Origin of the sequence: Variovorax sp. RKNM96, from assembly GCF_017161115.1 — a bacterium.
GTDB lineage: Bacteria > Pseudomonadota > Gammaproteobacteria > Burkholderiales > Burkholderiaceae_C > Variovorax.
Genome location: NZ_CP046508.1, coordinates 1,420,698 through 1,445,853 on the forward strand (window position 1 = coordinate 1,420,698; position 25,156 = coordinate 1,445,853).

General features: G+C 67.6%; 21 protein-coding genes. 15 read left to right on the forward strand and 6 right to left on the reverse strand.

Features of this window, described 5'->3' with window-relative positions; all coding sequences use genetic code 11:
* Positions 1-29: 29 nt before the first annotated feature.
* The 5 genes from GNX71_RS06475 to GNX71_RS06495 all read left to right on the forward strand — a co-directional run bounded on the left by GNX71_RS06475 (position 30) and on the right by GNX71_RS06495 (position 7,351).
* Positions 30-1,007 carry an ABC transporter ATP-binding protein gene (locus GNX71_RS06475; RefSeq protein WP_206177553.1) on the forward strand — a complete coding sequence of 326 codons (978 nt, stop codon included), beginning with the start codon at positions 30-32 and terminating at the stop codon, positions 1,005-1,007.
* Positions 1,004-2,323 (forward strand): amino acid deaminase, encoded by a 1,320-nt coding sequence (locus tag GNX71_RS06480; RefSeq protein ID WP_206177554.1) that lies wholly within the window; start codon positions 1,004-1,006, stop codon positions 2,321-2,323. Before GNX71_RS06475 ends, GNX71_RS06480 begins: the two co-directional genes overlap by 4 nt.
* A 13-nt stretch (positions 2,324-2,336) precedes the next feature.
* The gene (locus GNX71_RS06485; protein WP_206177555.1) at positions 2,337-3,254 is read left to right on the forward strand and encodes a MurR/RpiR family transcriptional regulator; all 918 of its coding nucleotides are present in this window, start codon (positions 2,337-2,339) and stop codon (positions 3,252-3,254) included.
* Positions 3,251-4,729, forward strand: a complete 1,479-nt coding sequence (locus GNX71_RS06490; protein WP_206177556.1) for a D-aminoacylase — start codon at positions 3,251-3,253, stop codon at positions 4,727-4,729. Before GNX71_RS06485 ends, GNX71_RS06490 begins: the two co-directional genes overlap by 4 nt.
* Before the next feature lie 384 nt (positions 4,730-5,113).
* The gene (locus tag GNX71_RS06495) at positions 5,114-7,351 is read left to right on the forward strand and encodes a hypothetical protein (RefSeq protein WP_206177557.1); all 2,238 of its coding nucleotides are present in this window, start codon (positions 5,114-5,116) and stop codon (positions 7,349-7,351) included.
* A gap of 64 nt (positions 7,352-7,415) precedes the next feature.
* Here GNX71_RS06495 and GNX71_RS06500 read toward each other — a convergent pair whose 3' ends face one another.
* From GNX71_RS06500 to GNX71_RS06510, 3 genes are all read right to left on the reverse strand, one after another.
* Positions 7,416-8,675, reverse strand: coding sequence for a lactonase family protein (locus GNX71_RS06500; RefSeq protein ID WP_206177558.1), 1,260 nt, complete (start codon positions 8,673-8,675; stop codon positions 7,416-7,418).
* Between the two features lie 14 nt (positions 8,676-8,689).
* A complete protein-coding gene (locus tag GNX71_RS06505; protein WP_206177559.1) occupies positions 8,690-10,219 on the reverse strand; it encodes a BBE domain-containing protein in 1,530 nt (509 codons plus the stop codon).
* 288 nt (positions 10,220-10,507) lie between these two features.
* Positions 10,508-11,434 (reverse strand): LysR family transcriptional regulator, encoded by a 927-nt coding sequence (locus GNX71_RS06510; protein ID WP_206179367.1) that lies wholly within the window; start codon positions 11,432-11,434, stop codon positions 10,508-10,510.
* A gap of 144 nt (positions 11,435-11,578) precedes the next feature.
* Here GNX71_RS06510 and GNX71_RS06515 point away from each other — a divergent pair, with 144 nt between their 5' ends.
* From GNX71_RS06515 to GNX71_RS06555, 9 genes are all read left to right on the forward strand, one after another.
* Positions 11,579-12,475 carry an amino acid ABC transporter substrate-binding protein gene (locus tag GNX71_RS06515; protein ID WP_206177560.1) on the forward strand — a complete coding sequence of 299 codons (897 nt, stop codon included), beginning with the start codon at positions 11,579-11,581 and terminating at the stop codon, positions 12,473-12,475.
* A gap of 4 nt (positions 12,476-12,479) precedes the next feature.
* Positions 12,480-13,784 carry an aminotransferase class V-fold PLP-dependent enzyme gene (locus GNX71_RS06520; protein WP_206177561.1) on the forward strand — a complete coding sequence of 435 codons (1,305 nt, stop codon included), beginning with the start codon at positions 12,480-12,482 and terminating at the stop codon, positions 13,782-13,784.
* A 113-nt stretch (positions 13,785-13,897) separates the two neighbouring features.
* Positions 13,898-14,194 (forward strand): iron uptake protein, encoded by a 297-nt coding sequence (locus tag GNX71_RS06525; RefSeq protein ID WP_206177562.1) that lies wholly within the window; start codon positions 13,898-13,900, stop codon positions 14,192-14,194.
* A gap of 32 nt (positions 14,195-14,226) precedes the next feature.
* Positions 14,227-15,906: a PepSY-associated TM helix domain-containing protein gene (locus GNX71_RS06530; protein WP_206177563.1), complete on the forward strand. Its 1,680-nt coding sequence runs from the start codon at positions 14,227-14,229 to the stop codon at positions 15,904-15,906.
* A 4-nt stretch (positions 15,907-15,910) separates the two neighbouring features.
* Positions 15,911-16,246 (forward strand): DUF3325 domain-containing protein, encoded by a 336-nt coding sequence (locus tag GNX71_RS06535; protein ID WP_206177564.1) that lies wholly within the window; start codon positions 15,911-15,913, stop codon positions 16,244-16,246.
* Positions 16,247-16,357: 111 nt separating this feature from the next.
* Entirely contained in the window at positions 16,358-17,482 is a 1,125-nt protein-coding gene (locus GNX71_RS06540) for a hypothetical protein (RefSeq protein ID WP_206177565.1), read from the forward strand.
* Between the two features lie 20 nt (positions 17,483-17,502).
* Positions 17,503-18,750: a toxic anion resistance protein gene (locus tag GNX71_RS06545; RefSeq protein ID WP_206177566.1), complete on the forward strand. Its 1,248-nt coding sequence runs from the start codon at positions 17,503-17,505 to the stop codon at positions 18,748-18,750.
* Positions 18,747-20,333 (forward strand): VWA domain-containing protein, encoded by a 1,587-nt coding sequence (locus GNX71_RS06550; RefSeq protein ID WP_206177567.1) that lies wholly within the window; start codon positions 18,747-18,749, stop codon positions 20,331-20,333. The genes GNX71_RS06545 and GNX71_RS06550 overlap by 4 nt, the downstream gene beginning before the upstream one ends.
* Complete coding sequence (locus tag GNX71_RS06555; protein WP_206177568.1) at positions 20,333-20,962, forward strand: hypothetical protein; 630 nt, start codon at positions 20,333-20,335, stop codon at positions 20,960-20,962. Before GNX71_RS06550 ends, GNX71_RS06555 begins: the two co-directional genes overlap by 1 nt.
* Here GNX71_RS06555 and GNX71_RS06560 read toward each other — a convergent pair.
* A complete protein-coding gene (locus GNX71_RS06560; RefSeq protein ID WP_206177569.1) occupies positions 20,959-21,894 on the reverse strand; it encodes a class I SAM-dependent methyltransferase in 936 nt (311 codons plus the stop codon). The two genes, GNX71_RS06555 and GNX71_RS06560, sit on opposite strands and share 4 nt — an antisense overlap.
* Positions 21,891-23,582, reverse strand: coding sequence for a SulP family inorganic anion transporter (locus GNX71_RS06565; protein ID WP_241027185.1), 1,692 nt, complete (start codon positions 23,580-23,582; stop codon positions 21,891-21,893). Before GNX71_RS06565 ends, GNX71_RS06560 begins: the two co-directional genes overlap by 4 nt.
* Before the next feature lie 125 nt (positions 23,583-23,707).
* Here GNX71_RS06565 and GNX71_RS06570 point away from each other — a divergent pair, with 125 nt between their 5' ends.
* Positions 23,708-24,316: a flavin reductase family protein gene (locus GNX71_RS06570; RefSeq protein WP_206177570.1), complete on the forward strand. Its 609-nt coding sequence runs from the start codon at positions 23,708-23,710 to the stop codon at positions 24,314-24,316.
* Between the two features lie 10 nt (positions 24,317-24,326).
* On the opposite strand, the gene GNX71_RS06575 is transcribed toward GNX71_RS06570, so the two are convergent.
* Positions 24,327-25,130 carry a CPBP family intramembrane glutamic endopeptidase gene (locus GNX71_RS06575; protein ID WP_206177571.1) on the reverse strand — a complete coding sequence of 268 codons (804 nt, stop codon included), beginning with the start codon at positions 25,128-25,130 and terminating at the stop codon, positions 24,327-24,329.
* Positions 25,131-25,156 lie beyond the last annotated feature (26 nt).

The following is a 25,156-nucleotide window of genomic DNA, read 5'->3' on the forward strand; positions in this document are numbered from 1 at the left end:
GGGGAGGGAGCCAAAACCGGAATCCCACGATGACCGCCGTTTCCCCTTTGATCGAAGTCCGTGGCCTGAAGAAATACTTCGGCAGCAGCGACCGCCCGGTGCGCGCAGTCGACGACGTGTCGTTCGCGATCCAGCCCGGCGAAACCCTGGGCCTGGTCGGCGAATCGGGCTCGGGCAAGAGCACCATCGGCCGCACCGTTCTGCGGCTGGTCGAGCGCACCGAGGGCCAGGTGCTCTACCGCGGCGAGGACATCGGCGCGCTCTCGGGCGAGCGCATGCGCAAGCTCCGCAGCAAGCTGCAGATCATTTTTCAAGACCCGTATGCGAGCCTGAACCCGAAGATGCGCATCAGCGCGATCCTCGGCGAGGCGCTGTCCACGCACGGACTGCACAAGGGCACGGCGGCACGCGACAAGCGCATTGCCGAACTGCTCGAGACTGTGGGCCTGCGCGCCGAGCATGCGAGCCGCTTTCCGCACGAGTTCTCGGGCGGGCAGCGCCAGCGCATCGGGGTGGCGCGCGCGCTCGCGGTGGAGCCGGAGTTCATCGTGGCGGACGAGCCGCTGTCGGCGCTCGACGTGTCCATTCAATCGCAGGTCATCAACCTCCTGGCGGACCTGCGCGAGCGCCTGGGCCTGACCATGCTGTTCATCTCGCACGACCTGGACGTGGTCGAGTACCTGTGCGACCGCGTGGTGGTGCTGTACTTGGGCAAGGTGATGGAAGTGGCCGAGACCGACGAGCTGTTCGCCCGCCCCTCGCACCCCTACACCCAGGCGCTGCTGGCCGCGAGCCCGAAGCCCGACCCCACGCTCGCCACTGAACGCATTGCCCTGAAGGGCGACATTCCCAGCCCCATCTCGCCGCCCTCGGGCTGCGTGTTCCGCACGCGCTGCCCGCACGCCATCGAGGCCTGCGCGCAGACGGTGCCGCCGCTCGAAGAGATTTCCACCGGACACTACAGCGCCTGCATCCGCAAGGAGCTGCTCTCCAACATCGCCGCATGACGACCATGACAGACACCGCCGCCACAACCAACGCCAACTTCACCGACCCGCTGCTGGGCAGCCACTTCAAGGGCTACCCGCGCACCCAGCCGCCGCGCCTGCGCAGCGAGGTCGGCGCCGCCGGCTGGAACGTGCTGGCCGGTGACCTGCCGCTGCCGCTCGCGATGCTCAAGCGCGAGGCGCTCGAACACAACCTCGCGTGGATGCAGTCGCGCGTTCGCGAGTGGGGCATCGACCTCGCGCCGCACGGCAAGACCAGCATGTCGCCGCAGCTCTTCCAGCGCCAACTGGATGCGGGCGCCTGGGGCCTGACCTTTGCGACCGTCACCCAGCTGGCCGTGGGCGTGGCCGCCGGTGCGCGCCGCACGCTCATCGCCAACCAGGTGGTGAGCGATGAAGACCTCGCGGGCATCCAGTTGCTGCTGAGCGCCACGGCGGGCCTGCGCATCGTGTTCCTGGTCGATTCGCTCGCGCAGCTCGCGCTCATCGAGGACTGGGCGAAGCGCCACCCCGCGAGCGTGCCGTTCGAAGTGATGATCGAAATCGGCGTCGAAGGCGCGCGCACCGGTTGCCGCACCCACGAAGAAGCGGTGACGCTCGCCACGCGCCTGCGCGCAAGCGAAGCCGCCAAGCTCGTCGGCATCGAGACCTACGAAGGGCAGGGCGCCACCGGCGTCAGCGAACCCGACACCGCATACGCCAACACGCTGATGGACCGCGTCGAAGCCATCGCGCGCCACTGCGACACGCAGAAACTCTTCGAGACCGACGAGGTGCTGGTCTCGGCCGGCGGCTCTGCCATCTTCGATCTCGTGGCCGGGCGCCTCAAGCCCGCGCTGGGTTCACCCGTGCGCGGCCTCTTGCGCTCGGGCTGCTACGTCACGCACGACCATGGCTTCTACAAGCGCATGGTCAGCGCGGTCGACGAGCGCCTGGGTTGCGAATGCGGCGAAGGTCTGCGCCCCGCGATGGAAGTCTGGGCCACGGTGCAATCGCGCCCCGAGCCCGGCCTTGCGATCCTCGCCGTGGGCAAGCGCGACATCTCGTTCGACCTCTCGATGCCCGTGCCCATCGCACGCGCGGCACGTGGCACGCTCGAAGCGCAGGCCGTGCCCGCCGGCTGGAAGATCACCGCGCTCAACGATCAGCATGCGTACCTGCGCTGGGATGCCAGCGAGGAGGCGGAGGCGCCCAAGGTCGGCGACCGCGTCGGCCTCGGCATCTCGCACCCCTGCACCACCTTCGACAAATGGCACTGGATGCCCGTGGTCGAAAACGACTACCGCGTGAGCGACGCCGTCGCCATGCATTTCTGAACCGCTTGAACCGATGACCCCCTCCCTGCTTCAGAAGATCGCGCAGATCCGCAGCAGCGCCCCGGCGACGCGGCGCGCGATTCTCGACCTGATCCTCGAAGACCCCGACCGCGTGCTCGAGGAAAGCTTCGAGCAGTTGGCCGAGCGCTCGCGCAGCTCGGTGCCGACCATCATGCGCACCTGCCGCGACCTGGGCTTCGCGGGCCTGCGCGAGTTCAAGCTCGCGCTCGCGCAGGAGCTTGCGCTCGGCGGCTCGCCGCTGCACCGCCGCGTCAACATCGAGGACGCGGCCGACGAAGTGGTCGGCAAGATCGCGCGCAGCGCCGCGGCCTCGGTCTCGGGCGTGCGCGGCCAGCTCGACATGCAGGTGCTCGACGGCGCCGTGGCCGCCATCGCGGCCGCGCCGCATGTGGACCTGTACGGCGCGGGCGCGACCTCGTGGTTCATGGCCAACGACCTGCAGGCGCGGCTGTTCCGCCTCGGCCTCTCGGCGAATGCCTGGGCCGACTACCACCTGCAGCAGGTGGCGGGCGCGGCGCAACGGCCGGGCGGCGTGGTCATCGCCATCTCGCACGTGGGCGGCATGCCCTCGCTGCTCGATGCGGTGGACATCGCGCGGGGGCAGGGCGCCAAGGTGGTCGCGCTCACGCGGCCCGGCACGGCGCTCGCGGCGAAGGCTGACTTTTTGCTGGGCCTCTCGGTGCCCGACGACGCGGTGATGCACGTGGGCATCGATGCCTACCTCACACACCTCACCGCCATCGAAATCCTCACGGTGCTGGTCGCGCAACGACGCGGCGAACCGGCGGTGCAGCGCCTGCAGCGCGCACGCGAAGCCTTCCAGCGCCATGGCATCGACGCCACCACGCACCCGCTGCAAAGCTGGGACGGCGGTGGCATCAACGACGAAAAAGAAGGAGGCGCATCGTGAGCGACCCCCAAGCCGTGAAAGCCGTATTGCTCGAAGCCGGCCTGGTGGTCGACGGTTCGGGCGGACCCTCGTGGCCCGGCGACGTGCTGCTGCAGGGCGACCGCATCCTTGCGCTCGGCGAAGGCCTGCGCGGGCGGCTGCCTGAAGGCCTCACGCTCGCCGATGTCGAGGTGGTCGATTGCCGCGCCAAGGTCATCGCGCCCGGCTTCATTGACGCGCACACGCACGACGATGCGATCGTGCTGCGCGACCCGCGGTGCCTGCCCAAGGTGTCGCAGGGCATCACCACCGTGGTGACGGGCAACTGCGGCATCTCGCTCGCGCCGTACCGCACGCCGCAGTCGAAGCCGCCGCTCACGCTGCTGGGCGCGGATTCGTTCAAGCACGCGACCATGGCCGAGTACCGCGCCGCCGTCGATGCGACGCAGCCCGCGCTCAACGTCGCTGCGTTGGTCGGCCACTCCACGCTGCGCTTCGCGACGATGCAGGCGCTCGACCGGCCCGCGAGCGGCGACGAACTCGCGCGCATGGAGGCGCTGCTCGACAGCTGCATGGCCGACGGCGCGCACGGCATGTCGTCGGGCCTGTTCTACGAAGAAGCCTTCGCCGCACCGGCCGAGGAAGTGACCGCGCTCGCGCGCGTCGTGGCACGCCACGGCGGCGTGTACGCCACGCACCTGCGCAGCGAGATGCAGCAGATCATCGAGGCGCTGCACGAGGCCGGCGACTCGGCCTTCAATGCCGGCGTGCCGCTGGTCATCTCCCACCACAAGTGCGCCGGTCCCGCGAACTGGGGCCGCACGAAGGAGACGCTGCCGCTGATCGAATCGCTCGCGCAACGCCAGCAGATCGCGATGGACGTGTACCCCTACGTGGCCGGCTCCACCGTGCTGCGCGAGGATCTGGTGGATGGCGTCATCGATGTGCTGCTGACCTGGTCGGACCCGCATCCCGAGATGACCGGCCGCCTGGTCTCAGACATCGCGCGCGAATGGGGCACCACCGAGCAGGAGGCGTGTTTGCGGCTGAAGCCCGGCGGCGCCTGCTACTTCCAGATGCAGGAAGAAGACGTGGAGCGCGTCATCTCGCATCCGCTCACGATGATCGGCAGTGATGGCCTGCCGCACGACCGCCATCCGCATCCGCGGCTGTGGGGTGCATTCCCGCGCGTGTTCGCGCGCTACTGGCGCCAGCGGCGGCTCTTCACGCTGGAGCAGGCCGTGCACAAGATGACCGGCATGACCGCGCGCAATTTGCGCATCGCGGACCGCGGCCTGTTGCGCGTCGGCACGATGGCCGACGTGGTGGTCTTCGACCCCGAGACCATCGCCGACACCGCGACTTACGACAAGCCGCACGGCGTGAGCGAAGGCGTGGAGCGCGTGTTCGTGAACGGCGTGCTGGCCTATCGCGGCGGCGAAGGTGAAGCGAAGGTGCTTGCGCGCGCGGGGCGGATGCTCACACGCGGAAGCTGAGTGGTGGCGCACTCTCCTGGCATGAATACTGCTGGACGGATTTTGTCTCTTGTCAGGGAGGGGCACATGAGCTGACGACCGGGGGCAACACCCGGCGCGGTTTCTCTTCGCACGCGCACTCCCGAGCATGTGGACATCCGGCAGAGCCCGCCTTTCGCTGTGCGATCGGCAAGCTCTCATCCATGTCTGAGTCAGGGAGAAAAAATGAAGCTTCGGTGTGTGAAGCGTGCACGGCAGTCGTGCGCGTTGTCCTTCGTATTCGCGTTGTTATTGACCGGTTGTGGCGGCGGCGGTGGCGCACCGTCTTTCATGCCCGCAACGGCCACGGCGGCCGCGCCTCCTGCCGACCCCCCCGCTTCCACTGGATCCTCCGAGCCCGTTCCCGTGACGGTGATGCCGGTGCCCGAGGATCCTTCGGTGCTCACGCGCTTTTCGCACACCGTGCCTTTCGGCGAGAAGGGCGGTTTCGTGGCTTCGGACCAGATCGTCTATGAACTCGGCACCACCGCTGTTGCCGACGCGAAGTACAAGGACGTGATCTACACCGTGCCGTTGCGTGGCACGGTGCGCTATCCCAGTGCGGCAGTCGAATCGGGTAGCTCGTCGAAGCCGCAGTTGTCTCCATCCGGTGGTTTTCCGGTGGTGGTGTTCCTGCATGGCATGCATGACTCTTCCGAACTCAACAACGCCAAGGGCTACGACTACCTGCAACGCGACCTGGCGGAGAACGGCTATGTCGCGGTTTCGATCGACGCAGGGAAGATCAACGGCCTCAACAACGACAATGCCTCGGATGCCGGTGCGCTGGCGCGCGGCCAGTTGCTCATGACGACCCTCGATATCCTGCGCGCAGGCAATGCGACAGGGGTCTTCAATGGCGTCGAGCGGGCCGAGTTGAAGGGCAAGCTGGACCTCGACCGGGTGGGCATCCTGGGGCACTCGCGTGGTGCCGAGGCGGTGGCCTATGCGGTCGAGCTGAACAAGCAGCGCATCGGCATCAGCTTCCAGGACGTGCAGACGGCGCGTGCGCTTCGCCTGGGGGTTTCGCTGGCGGAGGCCGACCAGGCGAAAGCCAAGGCAGCGGTAGACAGTGCCACCATCCCAGCCGCCGCCGCAGCCGCGAAGCTCAAGGCCGCGAAGGATGCATTGAAGAATGCGCGAGCGCTGGTGCCGGCGGCACCGGCGTCCGTCATCTCCGCTCTCAAGCAGGCTGTGCAGGATCTGCAAGGCCCGGCCAAGAGTACCGAGGCCGTGCTCACCGCCCAGAAGGCGGCGCTGGATGTGGTCGAGGCCCGCTTGCGCGATGCTCTGGCGAAGGTCGTTCCACTCCAACCCATCAACAACGACAGCACAAGCTGGCTCGCGACGGTGAATTCGCAGAATGCCTTGCAACAGTCGGGCATCGTGCTGCCTTCCAGCACCGAGGCGCCGCACAAGATTCGTGCGGTGTTCTCGCTGGCGCCCATCAACGCCAGGCGCCTGTCGGGTGTCACGCATGTTCCTTTCGCGACCTTGCTGCCCATGTGCGACGGCGACGTCTACAACATGCCGGGGGCCCAGATCTTCGACGACAGCCGCTACACCGCGTCGGATGACAGCGCGCCCAAGTTCCAGCTTGCCGTCCGGGGAGCCAATCACAACTTCTACAACAGCCACTGGTCGGAGACTGACGACGCGGAGACCTCGAATGCCGCGCTCTACTGCAAGGCCGGGGTGATCGAAACGCTGCGCCTGCTCCCGTCTGACCAACGACGCAACGGCGCCTTCCTGATCGAGTCCTTCATGCGCTATTTCGTGGGCGATGAAGTCCAGTACGCGCCTTACTGGAAAGGGCAGGCGCCCATTCCCGCGGCGGGGTGTCCTGCGGGCGAGACCCGCTGCGACGAGCGCGTCGTCGTGACCATTCATCAGCCCGCGAGCGGTCGCAAGCTGCTGCAGGATTTCCGCAACGCGGACAGCGCCGCGAAGAATCCGCTCGGCCTTTCGGTCACGTTCGACGGATTCCAGCAGGCGATCCAATGCCGGTTTCTGGCTCTTGGCTGGGACTTGCCTGGATACCCCAGCAGCAGGCCAGCTTCATGTACGGACACGCTCACCGGGCTGTCCGCACAATCCTTGTATGGGCCCGGCGACAACTACCCCTATCGGTCCTTTTTCCCGGCGGGCCAGCAGATGATCTGGTCCATCACCGATCAGGCTCAACTGCAATGGAACGCCGCCGGCGCCAGCATGCAGGTCAACACGGGCGATCTCTCGGCAAGCGGTTTCGACACCCTGAGTTTCCGCATGGCTGTCGTGGCTTCGATCGGCCAGGAGGTGGAGGTGTCAGTGACTGACACGCAAGGGCGCTCGGGTACGGTGAGGGGCAGCGATTTCACCGACGCGCTCTACAACATCGCACGCAAACCAAACGGGAGCATTCCCCTGGTCGATGCACCGGAAGATGCCATTTATGCCGACACCGGCGTCACGAGGCCGCTGCTGAACATGGTGGCGATACCGCTCAAGGCGTTCACGCTGCGCAATGTCGACATCGGGCACATCCGGCAGGTGACGTTCCGCTTCCCGAAGGCCTCGGGCAACGTGGCGGTCAATGATGTGCAGCTGCAGCGGATGAACTGAACGGGTGGCGAGGCCGGAGCCTGGGCGCTGAACGCTCCCAGGCCCGTTCAGCAAACCACTTGGCTCAAGCAAACACCAGGCACACCGGCGTAGGCACCTGCGCCACCTGCACCGGCTGGTCGAGCTTGCCGCTCGCCGGGTCGATGCGCAGGCGCAGGATGGTGTCGCCTTTCTGGCTGAGCGCGTAGAGGTGGCTGCCCCCTGGCGCCATCGCCAGCGCGCGCGGAAAACGCAGGCCTTCGCTCCAGTGCTGCACCGGTGTCAGCGCGCCGTTGCCCGCGTCGATGCGGAACGCGGCGATGCTGTCGGCCATCGGGTGGTCTGACTTCAACCGGCGGTTGGTCGCGTAGAGAAATTGCCCTGACGGATGCATCACCAGCGCCGCCGCGCTCTTCTGGCCGCTGTAGCCCTCGGGCAAGGTCGAGATGCGTTGGCGCTGTTCGCCGACCTTGCCGCTCGCCGCGTCGTAGCCGAAAGAGGCGACCGTGGCATCGAGCTCGCTCACCAGGTACAGGGAGCGCTGCGACGGATGCAGCGCCAGGTGGCGCGGCCCACTGCCGGGCGCGACCGACGTCCGGCCCAGCACGGCCAGCTTGCCGTCGGCGAGCGTGAAGACATTGATGCGGTCGCTGCCGAGATCGGTGCCAAGCACGCGCTGGCCCGAGGCATCGAACGCCACCATGTGCGGATGCGGCGATTCCTGCCGTTCGGTGTCGGGGCCCGACCCGGTTTCCTTCTCGATGCCCGAGACCTTGCCGAGCCTGCCGTCCGCCTCGATGGGCAGCACGTTGTAGGCGCCACCGCCATACAGCGCCACGGCGAGTGCACGGCCATCGGGCGACACGGCCAGGTGCGCGGGGATCACGCCCGAGAGCGAGAGCGGCTGGCGGTTGAGCAGCGTGAGGCGCCCGTCGTTCGCATCGATCGCATACGCCTCGGCGGTGCCGGTGGGCAGGCCCTGGTAGGTGTCGATTTCGTTGATCGCGTAGAGGAAGCGCCGGCTGGGATGCACCGCGAGGAACGAAGGGTTCGCGCTCGCCACGGTCTGCACTGGCGTCCAGCCGCCGTCCCACATCGCGAGCACGTAGATGCCCTTCGAGGACGGCCCGCCGGCGGTGCCGCCGGGGGCGTCGAAGGTGTAGGTGCCGACGTAGGCGAAGCGCGGTGCCGGCGCATGGGCGATGGCCGGGCTGCTGCTCGCAGTGTCAGGGGTCTGCGCGCCGGCGGGGACCAGCGGTGTCAATGCGCCGAGCGCGGAAGCGCCGCCGATCCACTGCATCACGGCGCGGCGATTTTGGCCGGATTGATTGGGGCTGTGTGTCATGGGGTTCCTCTCGTTCACGGCCGCACCGACATGGCATGGTGAAAGACGTTGTTCGGGTCGTAGCGCCGCTTCACTTTCCGCAGGAACTCGTAGAGCCCCTGGTCCCCGTAGTAGAGCTGCGACCAGAACGGGTACGCCAGCATGTCGTTGTCCGGGTAGTTGATGTAGCAGCCCTCGTAGCGCTCGCCGGGGTAGGGCGTGCCGGCGTAGCGCTCGGGCACGTCGGGCGTGCCGTACACGTCGCGGTAGAAGTCGCCGATCCAGCGCAGGTGGCCCGCATCATCCGCCGCGCTGCGCCAGTAGGTCTGGTATTGCAGCTTCATGATCGATGCGCGCTGCGGCACGGCGGTGTCGCCGACGCGTTCAGGCTTGTTGACCGCGCCGCCATAGGAGTCGACCTGCACCAGCGACTGGCTCAAATCGACGCCGGGCATCGTGCGCGTGAGGTGCGTGTAGATGCGCTGCGCCTCGCGGGCGGTGAAGTTCTGCTTCATGTAGGCCGACTTGTACTTGCCGCGCTGGTTCTCGCCCGAGCCGTTGAGGTACTGCGTGGCCGTGAGCCAGTCGTAGCGCGTCACGGTGTGCGGCTTGGAGCACAGCAGCTGTCCCGCATCGCGCTGCGGTGCCGGGCCCACGCCGGGCGGGCGGCCCTTCAGGGGCACCGGCGTGCAGGCGCGGAAGCGGTCGAGGAAATCGTTGAGCACCGTCAGGTCGTTGCAGGTGCCGTCGGGGTTGCAGAACTGCGTGAGCATCACGATCTGGCCCGACGAGCGGTGCGTGAGCTTGAGCAGCGAGAACATGCCCCAGGTGTCGGGCGCCTTGCCGCGCGTGGCCCAGTAGTCGCCGTAGATGGAGAGCAGTTCGGCAAAGCGCGTGGGCGTCATCGTGGCCCAGTCGAACGCGACCACCGCGATCGCCACTTCGCGCGGCGCCGTCGGCAGCGTGTCGAACACATAGCTGGTGATCGCGCCGAAGCTGCCGCCGCCCGCGCCGCGGCAGGCGCGGAACAGCTCGGGATCGCGCGTTGCATCCACGGTGCGCGGCACGACCTTGCCGCGCCCGTCGACCGTGAGGATGTCCACCGCGGAGAGCCAGTCGACCGTGAGCCCCTGCAGGCGCGACAGCAGGCCGTAGCCGCCGCCGCAGATGTGCCCGCCCGCGCCCACCGAATAGCATGAGCCGCCGGGCAGCGTGACGTTGCTCTGCTTGTACAGCTCGAGGTAGCCGTTCCAGTTCTGGGTGCCGGGGCCGATGCGGTAGCGCCCGTCGGTCTTGCCGGTGCTTGCGCCGCTGAGAAGGCTCAGGTCGAGGATCGCGCCGTCGGGGTTGTTGGAGACGAAGTCTTCATAACAATGACCACCGCTGCGCAGCGTGGGGCGCAGACCTGCGTCGACGATGCGCTGCAACGCGGCCGCGGCATCGCCCGGGGTTTCCGCCAGTTCGATGCGCGAAGCCGCGTCCGATTCCGTCGAAGGCCATCGCAGGTTGAAGCCCTTCTTCAGGGTGTTGTAGCGCGCATCCTGGCGTGTCACGGTGATGGTCATGGGCACTTTCTGAAGGACGTCTTGCGACGGTGGGGAGTCGAAGAAAGAGGGAGCCTGCGTGGGTCCTACGCGCGGGTACTCATTTGCTGATTCGGCCGAAAAGTGAAAGGTTTTTTCTTATTCCCATCGAATGGAACTGAATTTGGCGCGATGGCGCTCATATTGCCGTCGATTTCGGAAATATTGAAATAGATTTTCAGATGCGACGTGCCTGCAAGGCATGTGCATTTCCCGTAGCGAACACGGCGTTCGCTGCGCAACAAAACGCCGGCGACGGCGCCAGCGAGCTCAGCGCGCCGCTGCTTCTTCGTCTTCTGCCTGCGCCTGGAACATGCGCGTGAAGTCGCAGCATTCCTGCGCCAGCATCACGATCGACGAGGTGAGCGCGCTGCGGTGCTCGCCCTTGTGCATCGCCACGTAGCGCACCACCGGCAGCGGCGGCGTGACCTCGATCACCGAGAGCATGCCGGCCGCCACCAGCGGCGCGAGGCATTCGCGCGGCAGGTAGCTCACGCCCAGCCCCGACACGGTGAGGCCGGTGAGCGCCACGAGGTTGCTCACCACGATCACGTTGGAAGGCTGCACGCCCTGGTCCTTCATCCATGCGTCGTAGGCGCGCCCGGTGCCCGAGTTGTTGCCCTGCACCAGCATGCGGTGGCGCGCGAGGTCGTGCAGGCGCACGGTGCCCGTCGTCTGCACCACGCCGGGCTTGCACATCCACGCGCTCTTCACCTTGCCGATGACCTTGCTCTGCATGCGCGAGTCGGCGAAGGTGTCGGGCACGATGACCACGTCGAGCGCATCGACCAGCAGCTTGTCGCGCAGCTGCAGGCTGTCGTCCACGTCGGGCTCCAGGATCACCTTGGGGTAGTGCTGCTGGATCAGGCCGACCAGCCGCGGCAGCCACGTCATCGCGGTGAGCTCGGTCACGCCGATGCGGATGCGTCGCTCCACCACGCCGGGCTTGCCGAACTGCTCGACCGCGGCATCGCGCTGCTCCAGCAGCTTCTTGGCGAGCACGAACATCTCCTCGCCCTTTTCGGTGAGGCGCGCGCTGCGCTGGCTGCGGTCGAAGAGTTCGGTGTCGAACAGCAGCTCCAGTTCATGCACCCGCTTGGAGACGGCCGACTGGGATGTGTGCAGCTGGTTCGCGGCCTGCGCGAAGCCGCCGAGCTGGCCGATCCAGTAGAGGGCTTCGAGTTGCTTGAAGGTCATCACGGTACGGGTCTCCTCTGCAGGCGGTCCAAAAGAACGCTTTTGCTCATGCGATTCGATCACAAAAAATCGCTTTTAGAAATTCATCGAGGCGCAGAAGATTCGCCCAGCCCACCCGTCACTGCAAACCAAGGAATACACGCCATGGACTTCTTCAAGTTGCCTCTCGCCCTGGGACTCACCCTCGCCTTCACCTGCGCCACCGCCAGCGCCCAGGACGGCGGCACCCTGCAGAAGATCAAGGAGAGCGGCACGATCCAGATCGGCGCGCGCGACAGCCAGATCCCGTTCTCATACAAGCTCAGCGCCGACAGCGCGCCCATCGGCTTCACCAACGACATCTGCCTGAAGATCGTCGATGCGGTGAAGGCCAAGCTCGGCCTCGCGAAGATCGAGGTGCGCTACACCATGCTCAACTCGACCAACCGCATTCCGCTCCTGCAGAACGGCACGGTCGATCTCGACTGCGCGACCACCACCAACACCACGCAGCGCCAGGCGCAGGTCGATTTCGCGCCGAGCCACTTCGTGACCAACATCACCGCCGCGGTGCGCAAGAGCTCGGGCATCAATGCGCTGGCCGACCTCAACGGCAAGAACGTGGCCACCGTCTCGGGCAGCACCTCGATCCAGCTGCTGCGCGGCGCACGCAAGAGCGGAACGATCGAAGTGAACGAGATCGCGGGCAAGGACACCTCCGACGGCTTCCTGCTGCTCTCGACCGGCCGCGCCGATGCCTACGTGCTCGACGACGTGCAGCTCGCCGGCATGATCGCCAGCGCCACCAACCCGGGCGAGTACAAGCTCCTGAAGGAGTCGCTGCGCCAGGAGCCCTACGGGATCATGCTGCGCAAGGACGATCCGCAGTTCAAGGCGCTGGTCGACGAAACGGTCACCGGTCTCATGAAGTCAGGCGCCATCGAGCAGCTCTATGCGAAGTGGTTCATGTCGCCGATACCGCCGAAGAACGCGAACCTGAATTTCCCGATGTCCGACGCGGTGCGCGACATCTACAAGAACCCGAACAACAAGGGCGTCTGAGTACATGGCCACCACGCTTGAGAACCACCCCCGCGGCCTCGCGTTTTCCGATGCGCTGATGCGCGAGGTGAAGGCGCGCTTCCTGCTCGTCGACCACGACCACCACGGCCGCGAACGCCTCTACTTCGACAACGCCGGCGGCTCGTTCCGGCTCAAGGCCGCGGTCGAGCGCTTCGCAGCAGTCGATGCGATTCCCGACAACGCGGAGCGCATCCACGCGACCGCGGTCGAGCTGCAGCAGATCCAGGCGAAGGCGGCCGAAGACCTGCGCACCGTGCTCAATGCGCAGGGCGGCAGCGTGTATGCCTCGCTCACCGCCTCGGGCGCCATGTTCGACATGGTGCGCGCGGTGGCCGAGAACGTGCCGGGCACGAACATGGTCACGACGGTGCTCGAACATCCTTCGGCCTTCGATGCGATGAGCCTCTACGCCGGTCGGCTCGGCCGCGAGCTGCGCGTGGCACAGAGCAACCCGGTGACGGGCGGCGTCGATGTGGAGGAGATCGTGCGCCTCGTCGACAAGGACACGTGCCTCCTCAACGTGATCTACGCCTCGAACATCTCGGGCGCGAAGCTCGACATGGCCGAGATCGTGCGCCGCGCGCGCGCCATCAAGCCCGACCTCTACATCCTCGTGGATGCGGTGCAGCATGCGCCGCACGGCCTCATCGACCTGCAGAAGACGCCGGTGGACGGCATCAACCTCGCGCCCTACAAGTTCTTCGGCTGCCGCGGCTCGGGGCTCTCGTGGGTGTCGGACCGCGCGGCCGTGCTGCCGCACCACAAGCTCGCGGGCAAGAAGCCGGACTTCTGGGACCTCGGCAGCTCCGCGCCGTGGCAGTTTGCGGCGCTCACGGAGATCGTCGACTACGTCTGCTGGATCGGTGGTCAATTCACCGAAGCCACGGAGCGCCGCGCACTGTTCGTCGAAGGCATCGGGCGCATCGAACTGCATGAACGCGCGCTGCTCGCCGCGCTGCTCGACGGCACCGGCGATGCGACCGGCGATGCGACCGGCCTGCGCGAGATGCGGGGCGTCGAAGTGTTCCTCGATCACGAAGACCTGACCAAGCGCGACCTGATCCTGGGCATCGGTTTCGACCGCATCGACTGCACGCAGGCCGTGGTCGAGTACGGCAAGCGCGGCGTCACGGTGTACGAACGCGTGGCGACCAGCATCTATTCGAAGCGGATGCTCGAGTCCTTCGGGCTCGCCGGCACGGTGCGCGTCTCGCCGCTGCACTGCCATTCGATGGCCGATGTGGCGCGCTTCCTGAAGGTCACAGAGGAAATCGCGGCCGGCTTGTGACCTGGGTATCCAAGTCCGCGCCGTAGGGTTGATCGACGGGATCGTCGCTCGCATCGGGGATAATGCGAGCGATTCTCATTGGGCTCGTGCCCGCAATCCGTCCCGTCCAAGCCATGGCCCGCAGCGCTGTCTCCACCGTCCACGTCGTCTCCCGCATTGCTGCCGGTGTGCTGGGCGGCTACATCTTCTGCTGGGGATTCGTCGCGCTGGGCGTCGGCCTCCTGTTCAGCGCCGGCATGCCCTTCCACGACGCCGAGTCGCTCAGCAGCATGCTGGCCTTCCTCGTGTTCCTGGTCGCATTCCTCTGGGCCTTCGCGGCCGGCAGCCTCACGCGCGTGTGGCTCGTGCTGATGGGCGGCGGGCTCGTCATGACCGGTGCGGCCTCGCTCGTGCAGCTGGCGCTGCTCTGAGCGGCGGATCCTTTTTCTCCAGGAGCTTTCCCGTGTTTCAGAACTTCCGGCTGTCCATGGCCTGGCTGCACACCTGGTTCGGCCTGACGCTGGGCTTCGTTCTGATGGTGGTGTTCTTCTTCGGCTCGCTGTCGGTGTTCGACCGCGAGATCGATCGCTGGGCGATCCCCGAAACCCGTTTCGATCCGCAGCCGATGCCGTCCTTCGATCGCATGCTGCTGCCCATCTTCCAGGACATCAAGCCCACCGCGCAAAGCATCGACGAGGCGCGCAGCCGCGTGAACGGGCCGATGGCCGAGAGCTTCAGCCCCAAGCAGTGGACCGCCTACACCACCCATCGCGATCCGGTGCTGAGCCTGTACGCGAACTTCACGCTGCCCAACGCGAAGGATCCCGAAGACAGCGTCTTCGGCCAGCGCACCATCGACCCGCGCGTGGGCACGTCGCTGCCTGAAGACAGGCTCAAGCTCGGCAGCGAGTTCTTCTACCCGCTGCACTACAGCCTGCACCTCGACTGGCTGAACCTGGGCACCTGGATCGTCGGCCTCGCGGCGCTCGTGATGCTGGTGGCGCTGGTGAGCGGCGTGGTGATGCACCGCAAGATCTTCCGCGAGCTGTTCACCTTCCGTCCGGCCAAGCACACCCAGCGCAGCGCACTCGATCTTCACAACCTGACGGGCGTGGTGGCGCTGCCCTTCCACTTCATCTTCGCGCTGTCGGGCTTGGTGGTCTTCGCGGGCGTCTATTTCCCGGTCACGCACACCCAGCTGGAGCCGCTGCACGAACTGCACGAAAAGCTCGACGCGAAGAAGACCGGACTGCCGCACGACCGCGCCGGTGTCCCCGGCACGCTGGCGTCGGTGGACGCCATGGTGGCCGAGGCCAAGCGACGCTGGGCCGCCCGCGACGTGGCGGGCGAGGTCGGCATGCTCGTGGTGCAGCACGTGAACGATGCGAACGCCTACGTGAGCGTCTATCGCGCGGGCAGCGACCGCGTCACCCTCACCGGCGAAGGCATTCATTTCAAGGGATCCACGGGCGAGGTGGTCCGTGAAGACCCGCCGCCGACGGTCGTGGCCGGCATCGTGGACTTTCTGACCGGCCTGCACCTGCAGCATTTCGAGCACTGGCTGCTGCGCTGGCTGTACGTGCTCGGCGGGTTGTCGGGCTGCGCGTGCATCGCCACCGGCTTCATCTTCTTCGTGGAAAAGCGCAAGCGCCAGCACGCCAAGCAGGGCGTGAGCGGCGCGCGCTGGGTGGATGCCTGCGCGGTCGCCACCGTGACCGGCCTCCTGGTCGCGACCTTCGCCATGCTTGTGGCCAATCGCCTGCTGCCCGACAGCCTGCCGCTGCGCGGCAGCTGGGAGAAGGGCGTCTTCCTGGGCGCCTGGCTGCTGGCTTTCGCACATGGCATCTGGCGCACCGCGCCCACCGCCGAAGGCCGCCTGTCGCCCGCTTGGGCCGAGCAGTGCTGGGCCGCCGCCGTGCTGGCCGTGGCAGCGGTATTGCTCAACTGGATCACCACGGGCGACCATCTGCTGCGCACCATCGGCGCCGGCTACTGGCCGGTGGCGGGCGTCGATCTTTCCCTGCTCGCGAGCGCCGCGCTCGCCGTGGTGGCCGCACGCATGCTCAAGCGCCGTGCCGAGGCGGCGATGGCCGCCTCCGCGCGATTCACGCCCGACAACAACACCTCGGCCGCCGGTGCCTGACGCCATGCTTCTCTTCGCCGCCGTGGCCGCCAGCATTGCCGGTGCAGGCCTTCTCGCGTTGTCGATGGATGTGCACTGGGAGCAGGTGCGCACCGATCCGCAGTGTTCCCCGCGCATGGTCCGGCTGCTGCGCGCCCTGGGTGCCGCATGCCTGCTCGGATCGCTCCTGCTGTGCCTTCGCGCGGACCATGTCTCGATGGCCTCGCTGGTCTGGTTCATGACGCTCGCCGGCGCGGCGCTGGTCGTGACGTTCACGCTGAGCTGGCGCCCGCGCTGGCTTCGGCCCTTGGTGATGTGGGTTCCCGCGACCGCCACGCGGGAAAAATCCGGCCAGCTGTAGCCGGGTGCGGGCAGCACACGGGAGATTGCGACCGTTGTGTGACAGCACTGTCATATTGCGTCAGTAGGATGTTTCTCAGCCCCGCTACAGAGGGTCAGAGGAGCATGGGACTTGGAAATTCGAAAACTGATCGCGCCGGTGCTGGCCGTGGTCCTGCTGGCCGCGGTCGGGTCCGGAGTCTGGTATTCGAATACCCGCCTGCACGATGAGTCGGCCACCGCGGCGGCGGCGCGCATCGAGCAGGACAAGCAGGTCACGCTGCGCGGCCTGATCGGCTCCGAGAAGGAAACCTTCTTCGCCGACCCGCGCGTGCAGAAGGCGCTGGCCGCGCAAGGCATCACCGTCACGGTCGAGAAAGCCGGGTCGCGGGCCATTGCGAACCGCTACGACGCGAGCAAGCTCGACTTCGGTTTTCCCTCGGGCGCGCCCGCGGCGCAGCAGCTCAAGACACTGGCCAAGGCGCCGAACGTCTTCAACCCGTTCTACACGCCCATCGTGCTGGCCAGCTGGCGGCCCATTGCCGAGATCCTGGTGGCCAACGGCATTGCCGCGAAACAGGGCGACTTCTACTACGTGGTCGACCTGCCGGGGCTGATGGCCATGATCGAGAAGGGCACGCGCTGGAAAGAGCTCAAGGCCAGCAGCGCCTTCTCCACCAGCAAGTCGCTGCTGATCAATTCGACCGACGTGCGCACCTCCAACTCGGCGGCGATGTACCTGGCGCTCGCGAGCTACCTGGCCAACAGCCAGCAGATCGTGCAGAGCCAGGACGACGTGGCCCGGGTGCTGCCTGTCGTCGCGCCGCTGTTCCTGCGCCAGGGCTTCCAGGAGCAGTCGTCCTCCGGGCCGTTCGAGGACTACCTGGCGCTCGGCATGGGCAAGGCGCCGCTCCTGGTGGCCTACGAATCGCAGATGGTCGAGTTCTGGCTCAAGAACCCCGACCGCCTCAAGAGCGACATGGTGCTGCTCTACCCCAAGCCCACGGTCTTCTCCAAGCATGTGCTCGTGCCCTACACGCCCGGCGGCGCGCGGCTGGGCGCGGCGCTCGAGAACGATCCGGCGCTGCGCGAGCTGGCGCACGAATACGGCTACCGCACCGGCGGCGACACCAAGGGCCCCGAGACCTGGGCCGCGCGCGGCGTGAAGGTGCCCGAGGTGCTGGTCGACGTGATCGATCCGCCCAGCTTCGAGTGGCTCGAACGAATGATCACGGCCATCGAGGCCCGCTTCAAGTAATGAACCAAGGAACACTTCCAATGAACGCGCCTGTCACCGCAACCACCACCACGGCGCCCGCGCCGGTTGAACTCCTGCCGCCGCAGGCCTTCACCCTGGAGCCGCCCGCCGCGGTCGCGCCGGTGCCGGTGGAGTCCGCCAGCGGCAAGGTGCGCCTGAAGCCCGAGGACGTGGCCGAGCTCGACGCGCAGGTGGCGCGCTTCATCGACGACATCACCGCGCACGACAGCCAGCATCCGCAGTTCAAGGAAGCAGTGGAGCGCATCCATTCGATGGGCAACAAGGACATCGAGGCTTCGGCCTCGGTCTCCAACCGCATGCTCGATCGACCCGTGGGTTCGCTGCGCAACGGCCTCTTTGACAAGGGCGCGCAGATCGGCCAGTCGCTGATCGACCTGCGCCACCAGGTCGAGGACCTGGACCCGTCGAAGCAGGGCGACCTGTTCTCGGCGCGCAAGCTGCTGGGCATCATTCCGCTGGGCAACAAGCTGCTGGCGTACTTCGAACGCTACCAGTCGTCGCAGACGCACCTGAACGCGATCATCGAATCGCTCAAGCGCGGCAAGGACGAACTGCTGCGCGACAACACCGCCATCGAGCAGGAGAAAGTCAATCTCTGGACACTGATGGAGCGGCTCGAGAAATACGTGCACATCGGCAAGGCGCTGGACAGCCGGCTCGATGCCAAGGCGCGCGAACTGGAGGTGAGCGACCCCGAGAAGGCCCGCGTGGTGCGGGAGGAAATGCTGTTCTATTCGCGCCAGAAGGTGACCGACCTTCTGACCCAGCTCGCGGTGAACATCCAGGGCTATCTCGCGCTGGACATGATCCGCAAGAACAACCTGGAGCTGATGAAGGGCGTGGACCGCGCCACCACCACCACGGTGGCCGCGCTGCGCACCGCCGTGATCGTGGCGCAGGCGCTCTCCAACCAGAAGCTGGTGCTCGACCAGATCAGCGCGCTCAATGCCACCACCGGCAACCTGATCGCCAGCACCAGCGAGATGCTGCGCGACCAGAGCAGCGCCATCCACCAGCAGGCAGCCTCGAGCACCATCGAGATCGCCAAGCTGCAGCAGGCCTTTGCCAACATCTACCAGACGATGGACACCATCGCCGACTTCAAGAGCCGCGCGCTCGATTCCATGCAGACCACGGTGGACACGCTGACCCACGAAGTCGCCAAGAGCCGCACCTACCTGGACCGCGTGCGCCGCCAGGAAACCACCGAGGCGCTGCAGCAGCCGCGTGGAGAGGTTTCGCTGTGATCCTTTCGCGTGTGCGTTGGCTGCTGGCGCTCCTTGCATTGGCCACCGGCCTCGTGGCCTGTGGCGACGACGATCCGCAGGCCGCGAAGAACGTGCCGGCGGCCACGCCGGATGCCGCCTTCACCATCCTCGCCGGCTCGGAGCTGAAGGACCTCGAAGGTCCCATCGTCGATGCCGCCAAAGCGGCGGGCGTGGAGGTGAAGCTCTCGTACGCGGGCACGCTGGACATCGTCGAGCGCATCAATGCCGGCGAGCGCTTCGACGCGATCCTGCCGCCCAACGGCGCGTACCCCGCGCTCGCGCTGCAGGCCAAGCCGCTCGCGCGCGACAAGCTCTTCTATTCGCGCATTGCGCTGGGCGTGAAGAAGGCCAAGGCGGCCCAGCTCGGCTGGAACAAGCGCCCGCCCGGCTGGGCCGAAATCGCCAAGGCCGCGGGCGCCGGACAGTTGCGCTACGGCATGACCAACGCCACCAGTTCCAACACCGGCATGAGCGCGTTGTTCGCGGTGGCCTCGGCGCTGGCCGGCAAGACCGAAGACCTGGGCGCGCAGGACGTGGACGAGAAAACGCTCAAGGCCTTCCTCTCGGGCCAGAAGCTCACCGCGGGCAGCTCGGGGTGGCTGGCCGAGGCCTACATCAAGGACCCGTCCGCCATCGACGCGATGGTGAACTACGAGGCAGTGATCCTGCGCGCCAACGAGAAGCTGCCCGCGGCCGACCAACTCCTGCTGATCTACCCGCGCGACGGCATGATCTCGGCCGACTATCCGCTGATGCTGCTCAACGCCGGCAAGCGCGAGGCCTACAACCAGCTGGTGGCCACGCTCAAGGCCGCGCCCTTCCAGCGCGATGCCTTGTCCGCGGCCTTCCTGCGTCCGGCCAACCCCGAGGTGGCCGCATCGGCGCAACTGCCCACCGCCGCCGTGGCCGAGCTGGGTTTTCCCAACCGGCTGGACGTGATCGATGTGGTGCTCGGCACCTACCAGTCGCAATGGCGCAAGCCCGCCACCTCGATCTTCGTGCTCGACCTCAGCGGCTCGATGCAGGGCACGCGCCTGGCCTCGATGCGCGAGGCCCTGAAGCTGCTCTCCGGCGCCGATGCCGCCGGCACGGCGAGCACGCGCTACAGCGCCTTCCAGAGCCGCGAGCGCGTGGTGCTGATCACCTTCGCAAGCCGGGTGTCGCCACCCGTGTGGGTGCGCTTCGAAGGCGAGGGCATTGCCGCGGCACGCACCGAACTGCGCCGCCTGGCCGACGCGATGACGGCCGACGGCGGCACGGCGATCTACTCCGCGCTGGCGGCCGCCGAGGACCTCGCCCGCCAGGAGCAGCAGCGCGAGCCCGACCGCTTCGTGAGCATCGTGCTGCTGACCGACGGCGAGAACAACTCGGGCCTCAAGGCCCACGAGTTCCGCGACCGCTATGCGGCGAACGGCATTCCGGCGCGCATCTTCCCGATCCTGTTCGGCGAGGCCAATGCATCGGAGATGCAGCAAATCGCGCAGCTCTCGGGCGGGCGGGAATTCGACGGCCGCAAGCTCCAGCTCGGCCAGGTGTTCAAGGAAATCCGGGGCTACCAGTGATGCCGGAGCGTTCGCTGAAGCTGCGGGCGCTGCTGTTTCTCTACGGCAACGCCAACATCCTGGGCTGCGCACTGGCGCTCGTGGGGCCGGCGCTGCTGTTTGCCGGCGTCATCGACCGGGGCTGGTTGCTGATCACCGCGGGCCTGTATGTCGCCGGCTGGCTGCTGGGCCGCAAGACTCCCGAACTCGAGCGCCGGATCGAGGACACCCTGAGCGTGGAGCAGACGCTGGAGCGCCTGGACCGCGTGGTCGCGCAAGCCCAGCCGCACCTCACCGAAGAGATGCGCAAGAGCCTCGACAACGTGCGCGGCTCGGTCGGCGAGGTGCTGCCCCGCCTGGTGGGCGCTCGCTCGAATGGCGACGACCTGTTCACCGTGCGCGAGACCGTGCTGCGCTACCTGCCCGAGACGCTGGCCAACTACGTGGCGCTGCCGCCGGCATTCCGCATGACCCATGCGGTGAAGGACGGCAAGACCGCGCGGCAGCTGCTCGGCGAGCAACTCGGTCTGCTCGACGGCAAGCTGCGCGAGATCGTGGCCAACGTGGCGTCCAGCGACGCGGCCGCGCTGGTGGCCAACGGGCAGTTCCTGGAGAAGAAATTCCGCCAGCCGGATTTCCTCGCCGGTTAGGGCGAGAAGTGTCGCGGCGTCTCGCTGACGACGCGTGCATGGGCGATGTGCCCCGCGCCAGCCCGCTCCAGGCCGTTGACGCCCGCCGCGTCGTATCGGGCCACGGTCTCTTCGCCGTCCAGGTCTTCCGTCAGCACCAGGCCGGTCTCCAGCAGCAGCGCATCGAGCGTCGCCGGATCGAAGCCCGAGAGAAAGGCCTCGCCGACGGAGGACACATCGCTTCGCAGCTTGCGGAACCCCTCGGTGCCCGCATGGCCGGGTTGCAGCGCCGCTTCGTCGATGTAGGTGAAGACCAGTTCGCTCCCCGCCGGCGCAACGGTGGCGATGGTGCGCAGCGTCGCGAGGTTGGCTTCGCGCGTGAGGTACACGGTGACGCCGAGCCACGAGAAGAAGGTGGGCTGCGTCGGATCGAAGGAAGAGCGCGCAAGGGCCGACTGCAGCGTTTCCTCGGAGAGGTCCGCCGCCACGAAATGCACGTCGTCGGATTCGGCGATGCCGCAGTGCTGCAGGCGCTCGCGTTTCAACTGCTGCGTCGCGGGGTGGTCCACTTCGTAGACCTGCAGCCCTTCGGCCCAGGCCGGGCGGCGGCAGAGAAAACTGTCGAAGCCCGCGCCGATGAGCACGTACTGCGTGATGCCGCGCGCGACCGCGGCCTCCAGCATGTCTTCGGTGTAGCGGCTTCGCAGGATGACGCCGGGATAGGCCGCGTTCGCGCGCATCGCGGCGTCCAGCACCTTGGCCGGCGCGGCCTCGGCGCGCAGCTCAGGGGCCAGCCGGGCGAGCGCCCGCTCGCGCAGGCCGGCCTGTACCGACTCCGGCACGAGGCGGTCGCCCCATGGGTCGTCCAGCAGCGGCGCGGGATCGCTGCGTGTGTGCACTGCGCGCATCAGCGAGGTGACGAGGGCGGTCTGGCTGGCTTTCGAGGGGGTCATGGGCGAGGTTCCGAAGTCAAGGGGCGCGAAGTATCGGTCAAAGGAATGTCGGCGCCCGGCTGCACCGCGTCGTCCACGCTCCAGGGCGCATACACCGGGGCATGCAGGTCGGGCGAGTTCACCTTGGCGAGCAGGTCGCGCACGTCGTCCTTCACGCGCGCGAGCGAGAGCCGAACCTCGCGCACGCGCACGTAGGCCGCGAAGTCGCACAGCGCCTCGATGGCGGTGGCGTCCAGGTCGGGCGATTCCTCCAGGCTCAGCACCATGCGCTGCAGCGCCGGCGTTGCGTCGATGCGGGCGCGGATCGCGGCGAACACCGCGTCCGCGTTGCCGAAGAAGAGCGGCACCTCGGGCCGCGCGATCAGCACGCCCGGCGGCACCACCGCCTCGGGGTGCCGCGCCGTGTCGACGTAGTCGTGGCTCTGCCCCAGCCGGCCGAGCCAGCTGACGGTGGTGCGCGAGAAGCCGCGCAGCAGCAGCAACAGGCTCACGCCGATGGCGGCGAGCAGGCCGTCGAGCACGCCCAGGAGCAGCACCGCGGCCACTGCGACCAGCGCCACCAGCCGGTCGCGCCGCCACTGGAAGTACGGCCGCAGCGCCGCGGGGTTCAGCGTGTGGCCGACCGCGTGGATCACGATGGCGGCCAGCAGCGGCTCGGGCGTGTGGGCGATCCACGGCAGCAGCGTGAGCACCGCCACCAGCACCACGAGGCCCGCCACGATGCCGGCCGCGCGGCTTTGCGCACCCGCGGCTTCGTTGGCGGAAGTGGCCGAGTAGCCGGCGCCGACCGGCATGCCATGGAACAGCGCCGAGAGCAGGTTGGCGCCGCCCAGCGCGAGCAGGTCGCGGTTGGTCGAGACGCTGTCGCCGTGGCGCATCGCGAAGGTGCGGATCGAGCCGTAGGACTCCGCATAGAGGATCAGCGCCATCGCGAAGGCCAGTTCGCCCAGGCTGAGCCACTGGGCGCGGTCGAGCTGCGGCACGCGAGGATGCGAAAAGTCGAGCGAGATCGGCCCGACCGCCGCGATGCCCCAGGCCTGGCACAGGCCATTCACGTCGAGCACGATGCCGGCCACGATCACCAGCAGCGCCGCCGGCACCGCGCGCCAGCGCGCCAGGCCGCGCAGCAGCACGAGCGCGGCCAGTGCCATGGCCGCGCCGGCGAGGTTCCAGTGCCGCCAGTCGGCGGCAAGACCGGCCGCGAGCCGGAAGAAATCGCTGTGCGCCGGCTGCACCGCGAGCACCTTGGGCAGTTGCTTGACCACGATGGTGAGCGCCAGCCCGAGCGCGAAGCCGCGCAGCACCGGCTTGGCGATGAGGCTGGACACTGCGCCGAGCTTGGCGATGCCGGCGACGACGAAGAAGATGCCGGCCAGCAGCACGATGCCCGCGCCGAGCGCGAGCCGCGTCGCGGCATCGACACCGGGAATCGACGTGGTGGCGGCGAACAGCACCGCGGCCGACGACGAGGTCGCGGACACGATGGCGAAGCGGCTGCTGCCGAAGAGGCCGTAGACCAGCAGGCCCGCGAAGAGTGCGATCACCCCCGCCTGCGGCGGCAACCCCGCGATGCCCGAATAGGCCACCGCCTCGGGCAGCAGCAGGCCCGCGATGGAAACGCCCGCCACGAGATCGGCGATGCCGGGGCGGCGGGCGGCGGGGCTTGCCTGGCGGGCGGGTGGGGACATCGATCTCCCTGGGCTGCAGCGGATGGCTGGAGTTGGACTGGACGTGGGCGGCGCCCACGCTAGCAGGTTCCGGCGGACCGCGGCCTGACATCGCCGGCGGCATCGATTTTGATAGGCTGTCGCGCATGAACGCCTCCCACCGCCGCCCCGTCCCGCTGGCCAAGGCCTACCGCCTGCTCAACCATGGCCCCACCGTCCTCGTGAGCGCCGCGCACGGCGGCCAGCGCAACATCATGGCGGCCGCGTGGGCGATGCCGCTCGATTTCGATCCGCCCAAGGTGGCCGTGGTGCTCGACAAGAGCACCTGGACGCGCGTGCTGCTCGAAGGCGCGGGCACCTTCGTGCTGCAGGTGCCCACGCGCGCGCAGCTCGACCTGACGGAGGCGCTGGGCAACAGCTCGGGCCGCGAGATCGTCGAGACCTCGGGGCGCGACAAGTTCGCGGCCTATGGCCTCGAGACTTTTGCCGGCACCGCGACCGAGGCGCCGCTGCTCGAAGGCTGCGCGGCCTGGCTCGAATGCCGGCTGCTGCCCGAGCCGCCGATCCAGGAGCGCTACGACCTCTTCCTCGGCGAAGTGATCGCCGCGCAGGCCGACGCGCGCGTGTTCGAGAACGGGCGCTGGAACTTCACCGGCCACGACGAATTGCGCACGCTGCACCATGTGGCGGGCGGGCACTTCATCGTCGATGGCGAGGCGGTGGATGCGCGGCCGCTGCCGCCGGTCCAACCGTAGCGCTGGCGATTCAGAGCCTGCGCCTGCCCGCCTTCGGCGTCACCAGCATGCGCCGCAGGGCCAGCGAGCCCACGACGGCGGCCACCACGACCAGCAGCACGGTCCACGCCGTGTCCGCCCTCGACGCATCCGTGGGCCAGTCGCCGACGAACATCGTGCCGGTGTTGTAGGCCGCATGCAGCGCGACGCACGGAATGAGCGAGCGGGTGCGCTCATAGAGCCAGCCGAGAACAGTGCCCAGCACCAGCCCGACGAGGAACTGGTAGATGTTCAGGTGTGCGGCCCCGAACAGCACCGCCGAGCCGACGATCGCGTGCCACCGTGCATAGCGCTTCAAAAAGCCGCGCAGCACGATGCCGCGAAACAGCATTTCCTCGAGCAGCGGCGCCACGACGCACACCGCCAGCGTGGCGGCGATGCTGCCGTCGGCCATGCGGCTGAACAGCGATTCTTCCCAGGGCGAAAGCGGCGCGACGTACGTCAGCAGGTTGAGCGCGGCCATCACCGTCACCATCAGCGCGGGCACGAGCAGCAGCACCGGCGGCACGACCAGCACCAGCGTGGCCTGGGCGGAAATGGGCGACTGGTGGAAGAGCTGGCGGTAGGTGAGCTGCTGGTAGTGCATGACCACCGCGAACACGCAGCCGTTGCCCAGCACCGTGGAAAGCACGCCGAGCTGCATGCCGTTCAGGCCGAGCCAGCCATTCGCATCCTTCAGCGCGGCGCCGACGACGAGTTCGCAGAGAAACAGCGCCACGAACAGCAGGACGGCCTGCACGGCGGAGGGAAAGGCCGTGCGTTTCGGAGAGGACATGAAGAGGTCAGGGCGCCGGGGAAGAG